Origin of the sequence: Streptomyces sp. NPDC001508 (assembly GCF_040298665.1) — a bacterium.
GTDB lineage: Bacteria > Actinomycetota > Actinomycetes > Streptomycetales > Streptomycetaceae > Streptomyces.
Genome location: NZ_JBEPAP010000011.1, coordinates 12951 through 25788, shown reverse-complemented (window position 1 = coordinate 25788; position 12838 = coordinate 12951). Strand labels below are relative to the sequence as shown.

Annotated in this window: 12 protein-coding genes and 7 pseudogenes; 8 read left to right on the top strand and 11 right to left on the bottom strand. The window is 69.1% G+C overall.

Annotated features, from left to right (window positions below; all coding sequences use genetic code 11):
- Window positions 1–122 precede the first annotated feature (122 nt).
- A pseudogene (locus ABT245_RS13135) lies at window positions 123–281 on the bottom strand (transposase); the annotation flags it as partial.
- Between the two features lie 10 nt (window positions 282–291).
- Between ABT245_RS13135 and ABT245_RS13130 the strand changes: the two are divergent.
- The 3 genes and pseudogenes from ABT245_RS13130 (at window position 292) to ABT245_RS13120 (ending at window position 929) form a co-directional block, all read left to right on the top strand.
- Window positions 292–447: a hypothetical protein gene (locus ABT245_RS13130; RefSeq protein WP_351732592.1), complete on the top strand. Its 156-nt coding sequence runs from the start codon at window positions 292–294 to the stop codon at window positions 445–447.
- A gap of 5 nt (window positions 448–452) precedes the next feature.
- Window positions 453–653: pseudogene (locus tag ABT245_RS13125) on the top strand (transposase family protein); the annotation flags it as partial.
- 3 nt (window positions 654–656) lie between these two features.
- A complete protein-coding gene (locus tag ABT245_RS13120; RefSeq protein WP_351732589.1) occupies window positions 657–929 on the top strand; it encodes a hypothetical protein in 273 nt (90 codons plus the stop codon).
- Between the two features lie 188 nt (window positions 930–1117).
- Here ABT245_RS13120 and ABT245_RS13115 read toward each other — a convergent pair whose 3' ends face one another.
- Together ABT245_RS13115 and ABT245_RS13110 are read right to left on the bottom strand one after the other, a co-directional pair.
- Window positions 1118–1837: a TIGR03943 family putative permease subunit gene (locus ABT245_RS13115; RefSeq protein WP_351732586.1), complete on the bottom strand. Its 720-nt coding sequence runs from the start codon at window positions 1835–1837 to the stop codon at window positions 1118–1120.
- The gene (locus ABT245_RS13110; protein WP_351732583.1) at window positions 1834–2868 is read right to left on the bottom strand and encodes a permease; all 1035 of its coding nucleotides are present in this window, start codon (window positions 2866–2868) and stop codon (window positions 1834–1836) included. The genes ABT245_RS13115 and ABT245_RS13110 overlap by 4 nt, the downstream gene beginning before the upstream one ends.
- Before the next feature lie 171 nt (window positions 2869–3039).
- Here ABT245_RS13110 and ABT245_RS13105 point away from each other — a divergent pair.
- Window positions 3040–4107: pseudogene (locus ABT245_RS13105) on the top strand (NAD-binding protein); the annotation flags it as partial.
- Here the strand turns inward: ABT245_RS13105 and ABT245_RS13100 are convergent.
- Window positions 4095–5126 (bottom strand): annotated as a pseudogene (locus tag ABT245_RS13100) (S9 family peptidase); the annotation flags it as partial. The pseudogenes ABT245_RS13105 and ABT245_RS13100 overlap by 13 nt on opposite strands.
- 270 nt (window positions 5127–5396) lie before the next feature.
- Between ABT245_RS13100 and ABT245_RS13095 the strand changes: the two are divergent.
- The 4 genes and pseudogenes from ABT245_RS13095 to ABT245_RS13080 all read left to right on the top strand — a co-directional run bounded on the left by ABT245_RS13095 (window position 5397) and on the right by ABT245_RS13080 (window position 6598).
- Window positions 5397–5534, top strand: coding sequence for a transposase family protein (locus tag ABT245_RS13095; protein WP_351732580.1), 138 nt, complete (start codon window positions 5397–5399; stop codon window positions 5532–5534).
- A 123-nt stretch (window positions 5535–5657) separates the two neighbouring features.
- A pseudogene (locus ABT245_RS13090) lies at window positions 5658–5912 on the top strand (transposase); the annotation flags it as partial.
- Window positions 5909–6091, top strand: a pseudogene (locus tag ABT245_RS13085) (transposase); the annotation flags it as partial. The pseudogenes ABT245_RS13090 and ABT245_RS13085, both read left to right, overlap by 4 nt.
- A 33-nt stretch (window positions 6092–6124) precedes the next feature.
- The gene (locus ABT245_RS13080; protein ID WP_351732578.1) at window positions 6125–6598 is read left to right on the top strand and encodes a hypothetical protein; all 474 of its coding nucleotides are present in this window, start codon (window positions 6125–6127) and stop codon (window positions 6596–6598) included.
- A gap of 268 nt (window positions 6599–6866) precedes the next feature.
- Here the strand turns inward: ABT245_RS13080 and ABT245_RS13075 are convergent, their stop codons facing one another.
- The 7 genes and pseudogenes from ABT245_RS13075 to ABT245_RS13045 all read right to left on the bottom strand — a co-directional run bounded on the left by ABT245_RS13075 (window position 6867) and on the right by ABT245_RS13045 (window position 12636).
- On the bottom strand, window positions 6867–7814 hold the full coding sequence (locus ABT245_RS13075; protein WP_351732575.1) for a tyrosine-type recombinase/integrase: 948 nt from the start codon (window positions 7812–7814) through the stop codon (window positions 6867–6869).
- Between the two features lie 14 nt (window positions 7815–7828).
- Window positions 7829–7945 (bottom strand): annotated as a pseudogene (locus ABT245_RS13070) (undecaprenyl-diphosphatase); the annotation flags it as partial.
- A 402-nt stretch (window positions 7946–8347) separates the two neighbouring features.
- Window positions 8348–8560 carry a helix-turn-helix domain-containing protein gene (locus ABT245_RS13065; RefSeq protein ID WP_351732573.1) on the bottom strand — a complete coding sequence of 71 codons (213 nt, stop codon included), beginning with the start codon at window positions 8558–8560 and terminating at the stop codon, window positions 8348–8350.
- A 74-nt stretch (window positions 8561–8634) separates the two neighbouring features.
- Window positions 8635–9789 carry an NAD(P)/FAD-dependent oxidoreductase gene (locus ABT245_RS13060; protein WP_351732570.1) on the bottom strand — a complete coding sequence of 385 codons (1155 nt, stop codon included), beginning with the start codon at window positions 9787–9789 and terminating at the stop codon, window positions 8635–8637.
- A 234-nt stretch (window positions 9790–10023) separates the two neighbouring features.
- On the bottom strand, window positions 10024–10863 hold the full coding sequence (locus ABT245_RS13055) for a 2-phosphosulfolactate phosphatase (RefSeq protein WP_351732567.1): 840 nt from the start codon (window positions 10861–10863) through the stop codon (window positions 10024–10026).
- The gene (locus ABT245_RS13050; RefSeq protein WP_351732564.1) at window positions 10860–11762 is read right to left on the bottom strand and encodes a TauD/TfdA family dioxygenase; all 903 of its coding nucleotides are present in this window, start codon (window positions 11760–11762) and stop codon (window positions 10860–10862) included. Before ABT245_RS13050 ends, ABT245_RS13055 begins: the two co-directional genes overlap by 4 nt.
- Before the next feature lie 154 nt (window positions 11763–11916).
- The gene (locus ABT245_RS13045; protein ID WP_351732561.1) at window positions 11917–12636 is read right to left on the bottom strand and encodes a GntR family transcriptional regulator; all 720 of its coding nucleotides are present in this window, start codon (window positions 12634–12636) and stop codon (window positions 11917–11919) included.
- Between the last annotated feature and the right edge of the window lie 202 nt (window positions 12637–12838).

Genomic DNA, 12838 nt, shown 5'->3' with positions numbered 1-12838 from the left:
GATGACCCTGTTGCCCAGTTGATCTCGTGCTGCAAGGCCGAGGGCGGCCAGCCGGGAGGTGCCGGTGCGGGTGTGTCAACTTAACGGCCCTGTCTCGCATTCGGTGGTGACAGAGCGTGCCGTTATCCGAGGAGGATGCGATGGCGAAGAAGGCTGAAGCCTGCTCGTCCGTGCATCTGGCGCACGATCCGCTTGGCCTTGGTGTTGACGCCCTCGGTGGGGCCGTTGCTACAGGGAAGCGTGAGCGCGGCGATCACGGCGTCACGGTCTCGGTCCAGGCCCGACTACCTCGTGAAGCGCGACATCCTCCGACAGCTCCGCGCCCTCTACCGCCCGGTCCACGCCTGGGACGACAACCCCGATGTGCTCCAGCTCTGGAAAGAGGTGGGTGTCCCCACCACCATCGTCCCCGGCTGGGACGACACCCCGAAGGAGCAACGCCCATGACCGCAAAGGCCGCCCGGAACCGCCCGCTCACCCGCGGTCAGAAACTGTCCAACACGGCGCTGGCCGCGGTCCGGGCGCCGGTCGAGCACGGCTTCGCGCACCTGAAGAACTGGCGCGTGCTGGGCAAGGTACGCACCGACCCGAAGTGGGCGACCGCGCTGGTCAGGTCCCTGCTGGTCCTGACGAACCGCGAGGTTTCCCGCTGACCGGTGATCTCACCGAAGTCATCCGCCCGCGACCAGTACGAGCATCTCCGCTCCCGCGCACACCAGACCCGTGAACTGCAACTTCACGATGCACACCACTCACTCGGCCCGCTGCCGCGCCCGCCGCAGCCACAGCCCGCCGACGGCGGCAGCGGCCACGACCGCGAGGAGGAGGACCCATCGTGGACCAACAGCCACTGCACGATCGCGAGCACCACCCCGACGACCACAACCCCGGCCACCAGCAAGCCGATCTGCTCGTTCTGGCGCCGGTAACGGCGAGTCGGCCTGCGCACCCGGCGACGGCGGCTCACCGGACAACCGCCCGTCGCCACACCTTCACCAGTCCCGCCATACAAGTCCCCCCTTGTCCAGGGTCTTTGGTGAACCCCACACAACCCATGAGAACACGCGGCACTGACAATAGGTGGAGATGCGATTACCTTACGTGAGCAATTCCGGCCTCAGTTGTTCCATGTCTCGTCGTACGGGTCCGAGGGTACTGGGATCGGTTCTGCCTCGGTGACCTGGAGGTAGGGGATGGGGCCGTTGTTGACGGGGTCGTGGGTTACGCGGGCGGTGTATGTGCCTGTCACCTGGAGCCAGGCGTCCGGCTGCAGGACCGGGGGGATCTTGCCGGTCAGGGCCACTTTGACCGGCTGGGCGTCCGCCGCGCAGCAGTTGAGGGCCATGCGGACCAGGTACGGGGTGCCCTTGGGGTCCACGGTCACGAAACCCGCGATGCGGACGCTGTGGCCCTGGAACGAGCGGCCATGGTCGTAGACCGCGCGGCCCGCGTAGTCGACCAGGTTCAGGGGGATCGGGTCGGACTTCGGCAACTCCATGTAGCCGTACGGCTGTTGCAGGGCCGTACCCGCGCGCATCGCGCTGTACGAGCCGAGCGCGGGCGGCGCGACGAGGATCAGGGCCAGCAGGGGGAGGACCAGGAGCCAGGAGATACGGGGTTCGGGGTGGGAGTGTTCAGAAGGGGTGGTACGACGGCGGGCTCGACGCCATTCGTAGTACGCCGTCGCCAGCGCCGACGCGATCAGGACCGCGCCCGCCGCCAGGATGAGCGGTTGCAGGCCCGCCTTGACGTAGCGCAGGTAGAGGTCCGTCATACCTGCGTGCAGGAGGGCCGCGCCCACCAGGAACATCACGGCCGCCTGGGCCTGCCGGTTCACAGGAGCACCGCCCCGGTCACCAGGGCGCCCGCGATCGCCGCAACGAAGGTGGTCGGGGCGAAGCGCAGGGCGAAGCCCCGGCCGAAGGTGCCCGCCTGCATCGCGAACAGCTTAAGGTCGATCATCGGGCCCACGATCAGGAACGCCAGCTTCGCGGTGAGCGAGAACTGGGTCAGCGACGCGGCCACGAACGCGTCCGCCTCCGAGCAGATGGACAGGAGTACCGCCAGGATCGACAGGGCCAGGATCGCGACCACCGGGTTGGCTGCGGCCGTACGCAGCCATTCCGCCGGGGCCACCGCCTTCAGCGTCGCCGCCGCCATCGCGCCGAGGACCAGGAAACCGCCCGCGTGCATGGTGTCGTGGCGGACTGAGGACCAGAACGCCTCCCCCTTCGTCTCGCCCTCGTGGTGCGCGTGCGCCGGCATGCGCAGCCAGTCGGTGCGGCCGAGGCGCTGCCACAGCCAGCCCATCGCGCAGGCCACCAACAGGCCGCCGGCGAACCGCGCCAGCACCATCTCGGGGTTGCGCGGGAACGCCACCGCTGTCGCCGTCAGCACGATCGGGTTGATCGCGGGGGCGGAGAGGAGGAACGCGATCGCCGCGGCCGGGGTGACGCCCCGGCGGACCAGGGCACCGGCCACGGGGACCGAGGCGCACTCGCAGCCCGGGAGTACGACGCCGGCCAGACCCGCGACCGGTACGGCAAGGGCGGGGCGGTTCGGGAGGGCCCGGGCGAAGAAGGACGGCGGGACGAAGACCGCGATCGCCGCCGAGAGGAGGACGCCGAGGACGAGGAAGGGCAGCGCCTGGACCACCACCGCCACGAACACCGTCATCCAGCTCTGCATCACCGGCGTCGACAGCGCGCCGCGCACCGGGCCCTGGAAGACCACGACCAGGACGAGCAACAGGGTCAGGGCCAGGGGGGAGTTGAGACGCCAGCCCTCCTGGTCCGGGCGGTCGCCGCGGGCGGGCGGCTCGTCGTGGGGGGCCTGCCCCGGCGGGGCGGCTTCTTCGGTGATGGCCACGGGTGGGATACCTCCGCCACTTCGATCAGATCGGGGATTATGCTCCCTCCCCCTCCCTACGGGCGGTCAGGGGCGGTTGTTCACCTGGTTGCTGGAACCATGCGTCCTGTTGAAGCACTCTTTTCCCTCGTGGCGAGCGTTCCGTATCAGGGTGGTGGTGCCCCGGCACACATGGTGGTGTGCGGGGACGACGGGCTGGCGCATCGGCTGGCCGCCGAATTGCGTGGTGTGTACGGCGAACAGGTCACCCTTGTCGTACCGCCGAACGTGCGCATCGCCCGGCCGCCGGTCGTCGGACGGGCCCGGGCCGCGTCGGCCGCGCTGCTGGACCGGGTGGTCAGTGCCGCCGTCGGGCGGGCCGCCAACGGGGCCGGTGGGACCGGTGGCGCGGGTGGTGCCGTTCCGGTCGCCGGTGAAGGACCGTGCGGGGAGCGGGTGTTGGAGGCCGACGAGGCCACCGAGGCCGTGCTCGCCGAGGCGGGGGTGGAGCGGGTCGCCGCGCTCGCGCTGGTGTACGACGACGAGACCAATATCCATGCCGCCCTCACCGCCCGTCGGCTGAACCCCCGGCTGCGGCTCGTGCTGCGCCTGTACAACCGGCGGTTGGGGCAGCATGTCGAGGAACTCCTCGACCAGGCGGCCGCGTTGGCGATCGGGGACGCGGACGGCGGGGTGGTCGACGCCTCCACCACCGTACTGTCCGACGCCGACACCGCGGCGCGAGTGCTGGCCCGGTTGCATGAGCTGCATGTTCCTGTGGTGTGCGTCGAGTCCGATCCCGATGCTCGGGGGCTGGCGGTGGCTCGGCGGCTGCGGGTGCCGGTGGTGCTCGGTGATGTGACCCAGGAGGGGGTGTTGGAGGCCGCCAAGATTCATCGGGCGCAGGCGCTGCTGGCGGTGACCAGCGGGGATACGACGAATCTTGAAGCGGTGCTGTATGCGCGGTCTGTGCGGCCGGACTTGAAGACGGTGCTGCGGTTGTACGACGACGATTTCGCGCGGGCCGTGTACCGGACGCTGCGCGCCGCGCATCCGCAGGCGGTCACCCGGAGTCGGAGTGTGTCGTATCTGGCGGCGCCGTCCTTCGCGGGGGCGATGCTGGGGCGGCAGATCCTTGGGGCGATTCCTGTGGGGCGGAGGGTGTTGTTGGTGGCGGTGGTGGGGGTGGCCGGGCATCCGGAGTTGGAGGGTCGGACGGTGGAGGGGGCGTTTCGGGTGGGGGCGCTGCGGACGACCGCGTAGCCGTGGTCCACCCAGGCCGCCGGGCCCGCCGCGAAGCTGTCGCTGTCGTGCCAGGTCGGGCCCCCGTGGAGGTCGAAGACGGTCGGCAACGGCCCCGTCGCTCCCGCCGGTTTCTGGATCAGCGCGTGGATGCGGCCGCCGGGGCCCTCCACCCACGCGTCCGTGACCGGGACCGACGGAGGGCACTTCATGCCGGGCGGGTCGAGGACCACCTCGCCCGTCGTCGAGCGGACCACCGGCGGCTCGGCCGCCGAGGACCAGAGGTATTCGACCGTCCCGTCCGGGCGGGCCGTCGCGCCGGACAGCGAGCCCGCCGGGGTGGGGATCCGGGACAGCTCCCCCGCCTCAAGGTCGTAGCGGAACAGCTCGCTCCGCGCCTCGAAGCTGTGCACGATCAGCAGGGCGCTGCCGTCCGGGTACCACTCCGCGCTCACGTCGCCCGGCAGGTCGAGGGTGAGGTCCGTCTGGTCGCCGGTGGCGACGTCCCAGACCAGCGGCTCCCAACGGCCCCGCCGCTGATGGCCGATGAGCAGGCGCGGGTCGCCGTCGACCGGGGCGAAGCCCAGCACCTCCAGGCCCAGCTCCTCCGTGCCGCCCTTGGTGTCGTCCAGCTCCGCGACCCGCGTACCGTCCGGGCGGACCACGCGCAGCGCCGAGTGCATCGCGTCGCCGTGCTCGGTGTGCTCGATCGCGATCAGCGAACCGTCGTGGGAGAGGTCGCCGACGCCCGCCGACTCATGGTGGCGGTAGATCTCCAGCGGCTCCTCCCCCGCTCTGGCCAGGTAGATCGTCGTGCCCTCGGCGTCCGTCGAGCGGCCCACGACCGCCGTACGGCCGTCCCGGCCCAACGCCAGACCCGAGGGGTACGACGGCTCCAGGCCCGGCGTCGCCGCCTCGTCCGCGCCGCCCCCGAAGGGCTGGCGGCGCCAGACGCCGAACTCGTCGCCGTCCTTGTCGTCGAACCACCAGATCCAGGCGCCGTCCGGGGAGAGCAGCCCGTCCGTCGTGCGCCGAGGAGTGGGCCGGCGGCGGATCCAAAGGTGCCTCCCAACGCCCAGACGGCGACTGCGCGGCCTCGTAGGGTTGCGTCCGGGTAGGTCTCACGAATCAACGCGAGACCTGCGGGCGTCATCTTGCCACAGGTTCTATGGGTGAACGGCAACTGCATAAAAGAGTGATTTCGGATATAGCAGTCCTTATCCATTATTTGATCTATTTATTTAACTCAGATGGGCGTACCCAGACGTGCACTTCCGTGAGGTGCGCATGACTGGGACGATGGCGGGGTGGCGCTCACGGCGCGCACGGCGACCCGGGAGGCTGCCTGCCCCGGGTGCGGCACGCTGTCTGGCCGTGTCCACGGCGGGTATCGGCGACGGTTGGCCGACCTGGCGGTGGCTGGGCGGAAGGTCGTGATCGACTAGACGGTGCGGAGGTTCTTGTGCCAGGCGGCGCCGTGCGCACGCCGTACGTTCGTCGAGCAGATAGAGGGGCTCACCGAGCGGTTCGCGCGCCGCACCCCCGCACTCCGTCGGACGTTGGAGCGGATGGCACCGGCGCTCGCGGGACGTCCCGCGGCCCGGCTGGCCGCGCACCTGTCGGTCCCCGTCAGTGCGAACTCGCCGATCAGGATGGTGCGCAGGCTCCCGGACAAGCAGTCCTCAGTCGCCCCGCGAGTGATGGGTGTAGATGATTTCGCCTTCAAGAAGGGCCACGTGTACGGCACGATCATCTTGGACGTGGAGACCGGTGAGCGTGTGGACGTGCTGCCCGACCGCACCTCGGAGACGCTCACTGCCTGGTTGCCCGCCCATCCCGGGGCCGAGGTCGTGTCAGAGACCGAGCCAGCGCCTACGCCGAAGCCGTCCGCACCGTCTGCCCCGACGCCACGCAGGTCGCGGACAGGTACCACCTCTGGAAGAATTGGTGTGAAGCCGTCGAGGAGTGCGTCGCCCAGCACCGCACGTGCCTCACCGAGCCCGCCGAGGACACGAGCACTGGTAGCCCCGCCGCCGTGAAGGCCGGCCTGGCCGCCGACGACGTACCAGAAGAGCCCGTGGAAGGGCTGCGCGTGATCAAGCGACGCGAGCGTCATGCCGCGGTGCATGCCCTGTACGACAAGGGCGTGCAGATCGAGGTGATCGCCAGGACCCTCGGGCTTGACCGTAAAACCGTGCGCCGCTACGCGCACGCCGCCACTCCCGAGGATGCATCCCTTGGCACCGGCTCCCGCCGCTACGGCCAGATCCACGCCTATTCGTCCCATCTGTACCGACGATGGAACGAAGGCTGCACGGACGCGGCACGGCTTCACGCGGAGATCACCGGACTCGGTTACCTCGGCAGCAAGCGGACTGTCCGCGGTCACCTGGAACAGATCCGCGCCAGCGGCAAGCCCGCGCCCGAGAAGCCCAAGGAGCTGACCGTCCGGAAAGCCACCTGGCTGATCACCGCGCCCCCGACAAGATCGACGAGAGTAACGCGCTGAGGCGCAAGCAACTCCTGGCCCGCTGCCCGGAGTTGGATGCTGTTGCCGACTGCGTGCGCGACTTCGCCCGGATGATGACCGAGCGCCGAGGCGGCGAACTCGACGACTGGCTCACCCGCGCCGAGAACACCGGGCTGAAACCGCTAGGGAGTCTGGTCCGTGGCCTGCGGCAGGACTTGGACGCCGTCACCGCCAAACTCACCCTGGAGTGGAGCTCGGGCAAGGTCGAGGGCAACGTCAACAGGATGATTCTGTGGAATCAGAATTATCAAGTTTGCGGTGCTTTGCCCTGCCGGATGTCGACGATCGGCACCAGGGTCGCGTTCGGCGGGACGTCGAGCTGGCGGGGTGTCGGCCCGGCCGGCGTGGGGATGTCGGCGAGGCGTCCCAGGAGACGGTCGAGGGCTGCCTGGCCGTCGTCGACGGCGGCCTGCTCGTCCTCGGACAGAGGGATCATCGCTCGCATCTGCTGCAAGTTGTCTTTGGCTTCGAGTAGTTGGGCCTTGCTGGAGTCCTTCGGAGTGTAGAAGTCGCAGCGTGAGCAGGCCATGCGGTGCGGGCACTGCTCGAAGAAGGTGTAGGTGCAGTAGCCGTGCCCGAGGTCGTAGTGCTGCCAGGGTTCGCCGACCTCGGCGGCACCGGAGGTGACCGCGTCGCGGCCGACCAGGACCTCGATCGTGCGGACGTTGCGGGAGAAGTACCCCGCGTCGTCGTAGGCCCGGGTCAGCGTCGTCGGGCTGATCTTCGCGTAGAACTGAGTGGACTGTGGTGAGCGGTGTCCGAGCCAGGCTTGCAGTTCGAACAGCGTCATCGGCTCCTTCGCGTTGTAGAGCTGGCTGGCGATCGTGGACCGGGCCCGGTGGCTGGTGATGTTCCCCCGCACGTCGGCGGCAGGGGCGCCGGCCTTGCGGCAGAGCATCGGGATGACGGTGTTGTTGATGTAGGCGGAGGAGATCTTCCGGGCCCGGGTGGCGAACAGCAGGTCCACCAGCTCGCCGGTGCGGCGGTCGGTGAATTTCGGCTGGTCCGGGCGGATCGCCTGCCATGCATCGAGGGCCTGGCCGAGGAGCGGATCGACCGGCTTGGTGAACGCAGTACCGGTCTTGTGCGTCGGCACGTCCAGCAGGCAGACCGCATCGCGGGCCAGGACCTGCTTCGAGTCGCCCGCCACCCTCGACAGCGCCCTCGACAATGACGACGCCCAGGTGACCTTCACCGGACACCACTTCCGAACGGCATGAAGCTCTTCGACGAGATGAACTTCATGAACCAGGCGATCACCGCGTAGCCGGAGGCGAAGGCGATCACCGTCGCGAAGAGCGTCGGGCCCCAGGCGACGTGGCCGCTGCTGACGCGGCCTGAGTGAAATCCCACCAGGTCACGGGCTTCTTGCCAAGGAGGCGGATCTGCCGCCCAGCCGGCTGGAGTGCGGCGAACGCGTTGGTGACGGTCAAGTAGGCGAGGCGAAGCAACACGAGCGCTCATCCTGCCGCAGAGCACCTAACAAGCCGTGAGCAGCATGGATGACATTCCCGGCAGGCGCAATCACAACGCGTATCGGCCCCACCGAGCGATGAACCAGGCGGCGCTCTGCACGCGTGCCGGGCCCGATCACTGATCCCGAACGACTGACCCGTCTGGACATACGTCGGAACGACCGGCTCGGAGGGGTGATCCACGAGTATCGGTATGCCACGTGACCTGGTTGGATGAGGTTTTCGGCAGGCGCAGAGCGCTCGGAGGCGCTCATCAGGCGTTCGCCCGGTTCCCCCTGATCTCTCTGATGGTCATCGAGCGGCTGCGCTTGATCAACGTGCGCAGGCTGTTCGCGCTCCGGAAGCCGACCTGGCCGGCGACAGCCTCAACGCTCAGGTCGGTGGTGCGCAGCAGGGACACGGCGTGGTCGACACGTATGGTGTTGACGAACTCGACCGGCGACAGACCGAGGTTCGCGCTCGTCACGTCCCGGCCTCAGCGGCTTCTGCCACGCCGACCGGTTGCGACCGGCGCATCCGCGGGAGGGGCGATACTGCCGCCTACGCGTCACCGAAGCGCGCAGCCCGGTACGGGTCGAGCTGTTCGCAGGTGACTCCGGTGAGAATCTCGGTGGCCATGAGGCCGCCCAGTACGGGACCGAGGACAATGCCGGAGTTGGTGGTGACGCTGTGCACGTTGGTGACCTGTTCGCTGTGGCCGATGACCGGCAGGCCGTCGATCGGTACGACACGTTCGCCGGCGGTGACCCGCTCGACGGAGCCGCCGGCGAGTTCCGGCAGTAGTTCTCCGGCCCGGGCGAGCAGCAGGTTCGCGTCTGCTCCCTCCCCGTCGGTGGCCGAGGTGCCGGAGTAGTGACGGGCCATGACCACGCGACCGTCGGGACGTTGCAGGATGTGCAGGTCGGCGGTGATCAGCACGGGGCTGAGCAGCGGCTTCATCGGCCGCAGATGCACGAGGACGCCTTGCGAGGGTGGTTCGAGCGGCACGGAGATGCCGAGGTCGCCCAGCAGCTTCGGCGAGTTCGCGCCAACCGCGTAGACGACGTGGTCGCATGCGATCGCACCCCGCGTCGTTTGGACGGCGGTCACGCGAGCACCGGTGATGTCGAGGCCAGTGGCCTCGCTGCCGCGGATCACGTTCCCGCCCAGCGCGCGGATCTCCTCCATGAGCGCCGCGCAGCACGCGGCCGGGTCGACGTGGCCCTCATCCAGGCTGGTGAAGGCATCGATGTCCGCTCCCACCGCGATGCCGGGCACCAGCGCGCGGATCTGCGCGGGGCTTATCCGGAAGGACGTGCTGCCCCATCGTTGTCGGCGGTCGAGGTCCTGGCGCAGCCGTTCCGCGGCGGACGAACCACGTTGGCTGAACTGGACGGTGCCGTTCCACCGGATGCCCAGGCGGGTGCCGATGTCGGCAGTGAGCTGCCGCCACGCCAGCATGCCCATCCTGTGCAACCAGAAATAGCGAGGGGCGAGGTGGGCGCTGATACCTTCGCCATTTCGGAAGAAGCCCGGGTTTCCGATCCACGCGAAGGACGTCCCGGTCGTGGAAGAGGCGGTTCCGTCCCGGTCGATCACGGTCACCCGTGCGCCGCGTCGTAGCAGCGCGTAGCCGAGTGAGGTGCCGACGATCCCCGCGCCGATGACAACGACATGAGGTACAGACGGGTGGGTGGGCACGGTGCGTGCGGACATCGGCATTTCCTCCGGTCGTGGATGCGCCCCTCTTCCGGCGGGCGCGGCGACCGGATGAGGCAAGCGTCGTTACTGGCTCGGGCCCCCGGCCCGTTTCCGCAGGCGGCATGGCGAGAGCCGGCGCCGCGATCCGCCGGGACCCCACCGAGACCAGCGTCTGCTCGCCGGGTCCCGCCATGCCTCGCGCCACGGGCGGGCCGGCTTCCGGCCCACCCGGAGCCGCCACCTTGAGTGTTATCGCGTTCGACCGGGTCCCATGGCGTCGTGGAAGAAGCCGTCCGGAGCCAGGGATGGCACGACCGGGGAAGCGTCGAGCCGGCCGGCGTCGATCACGTCGTCCGGTGGCCCGTCGAGGCTCTTGAGCCATCGTCCGGTCACGGTGTCGCGCAGCCACGTGGCGATGTCATGGTTGCTGTGGACATCGTCGAACGCCGCCGCCATGGCCGAGGCTTCGACGGACAGTCCGAGGCCGCTGTCGCGGAGCGCGGCGGCAACCGCTCCGGCGGCCACCCCGTCCTCGATACACGGACGCAGCGCGTTGCGAGAGCCCATCTGCGACCAGGAGGAGCCGGCCGCGACGAGGGTGAGTCGGCCGACCGTTCCGGCGGCAAGAAGCCGGGCGCCCCATTCGGCCGTGGCGGTCCGGTTGCGGAAGGAGCCGATGGCCGCGGCGGGTGCGTCGGTGATGGCGGAGCAGATGGTGCCGCCGTTTTGTGAGGGGACGATGACGCGGTCACCGGGCTGGATCTTGCCGACGTCTGTGAGCACGTCGCCGAGTTGACGGTCGGCGGGGTCGTTGGCGAGGAGCCGGGCACGGTGTTCGGCTTCCAACTCGGCCAGGTCCGGGGTGCGTTCGAGCTCTGCCCGGGCGAGAGGCAGGACTGCCGCGCCGTGGGCGACGGCCAGGATGACCGTGGTGGAGAAGCTGAGCGCGTCGACGATGACGACGGCGTCGCCGCGGCTCGCCGCGAGTTGGGCGGCGTCGATTCCCCAGTCGAGGTGAACGGGGCTGTCGGGCCAGGGGTCGAACGATGACGCGCTCTCGATCCCCGCGGCACGGTGTGGTGCGGTCATCGGACCGGCTCCTGGACCTTGGTGGGATGGGTGAAGTAGGTGCGCTTGAGCAACCGGTACGCGGCCGGGTCGATCGCCGCGCGTCCGTGCAGGTAGCGGCGATTGTCGAAGAGCAGGTAGTCGCCGCGCTGCAGGCGCAGCGTTGTCTGCGGCCGGGAGTCGGCTTCGAGATAGCGTGCGAAGAGCTTGGCTGCCGCCCAGGTGTCCTCGGTCAGGGCGTCCGGGCACAGAGCCTTGCCGGTCTCCAGGTTCTCTTTGCGGTAGCGCACATGGAAGTGCCCGTCGCCGAGGTCACGGAGCACCGGGGCGAGCGTGGCGGGGCGTTCCGTTCGCTGGGGGTGGATGTAGGGGAAGTCGTTTTGCAGGAGGCCGATGGTCCGCTTCTGGCCGTCCTGGCACATGCGCTTGACGATGTCGTCGACGGCGACGAGCACGCTGCCGCCTCCGTTGCCCTCATTGGCGACACAGGCGAGTCCGACGATGTCGGGCGGCGCCTGCTGGGCGGAGGCGTCGGTGTGCAGGAGCATCTCCGAACGCTGATTCTGTGCCCTGTGCCGTTCCTCGCCGGAGACGGCGGGGCTGAGGTGGTCCACGAGCCGTGGTCCGTTGGCCTCGCAGGTAGTGGCGGGCGCGGCCACCGCGCCGAGCAGGATCAGCAAGGTGTCGTCGGCGGCTGGGACGTTGCGCAGCAGCAGCAGTCCGTGCTGGGCGAGTGCGGTGGGGATCTGGTTCAGCGTGGTGGTGGCGCCGGGGACCAACTGGTTCAAGCGGTGTACGGCCTCCAGCTGGATGCCGGAATCGGCGAGGTCGTCAAGTGGCCGGCCGGCGCGGGCACGGTCGGTCGCGTCGGCAAGGGCCGAGGCGCAGTTTTCCAGGTCGAGTATGGGTGGGTGGGGCACGAGTGCTTCCTTCCGGAAAGAGATCTACGGTGACCATGGAGCGGCACGCCGGCACGGCGATACAGCGGGACGGCGGCACGCCGGCACGTCAGTGAGCCGGTGAGGCGGTAAGCCGGTTGAGGCGGTGAGGCACGTTCCAGGATGTGCCGGCCGACTAGTCGGGGTTGCCGAACTCGAACTGCACATGGAGGACGTCCGGGCGGTTCCAGGCGTAACTGAGTTGCAGTCGCCGACCGGTGGTCGCGTCGCTGACGCAGTTGATCACGAGCCACAGCGGCGGGCGGCCCTCGACCTGCAGTGCTCGCGCGGTTTCCGGGTCGGGAGTCGCCAGCTCCGCGCGAGCCCACAGACGTTTGAGCCGGTAACCGATCGACGACAGTACGGGTGCCAGGTCAATGGCTCCGTTGGCGAGCAGGTCCGGGAACCCCGGCGCCAGGTCGACCGGCAGGTAACTACGGTTCAGGTTGGCGACGACATCGTTGACCAGCCCAAGTCGTACCAACTCCACGACCCGCGCGTCGGCGGGAAGTCTGAGCCGGTCGCGAATCTCCTCGGACGGCCGGATGACGTTGACGCCGACGGTGGGGCGGCTGGGTGTCGCGCCGGCCTTCCGGACCATCTCCGACCAGGACGTGAAGCGCGAGTTGATCAGGTAGTCGACGCGCTCGGCGACGTAGGTTCCCGACCCCTTGGCGCGGCGGACCAGATAACGGCGCTCCAACTCCTGCAGGGCGGCTCGTGCGGTGAGCCGGCTGACACTGTACCGCTCGGCCAGGTCGACTTCGCTGGCTAGTCGCTTACCGGGAGGCCAGTCGGCGATTTCCTCCGCGATCTGATCGGCGAGCACGAGATACGTGGGCTGAGCAGCGGTCATGGGGCACGGTCCTTCACAAGCGTCACTGCCAAAAGCTGTCTCGACCGTAGCACAAGCAGTCTATACAGATTCCCGGTGTGTGCTCTTCGGCTGCCGTTCACTTCGCACGTGAGAGGGCTTCACTTCGGGTTCCTAGCTTCGGCAACCAGCCGGAGGGAACGCACCGACGGAGGCAGGGTGCCGCACTCGCGCTCCCAGGGCA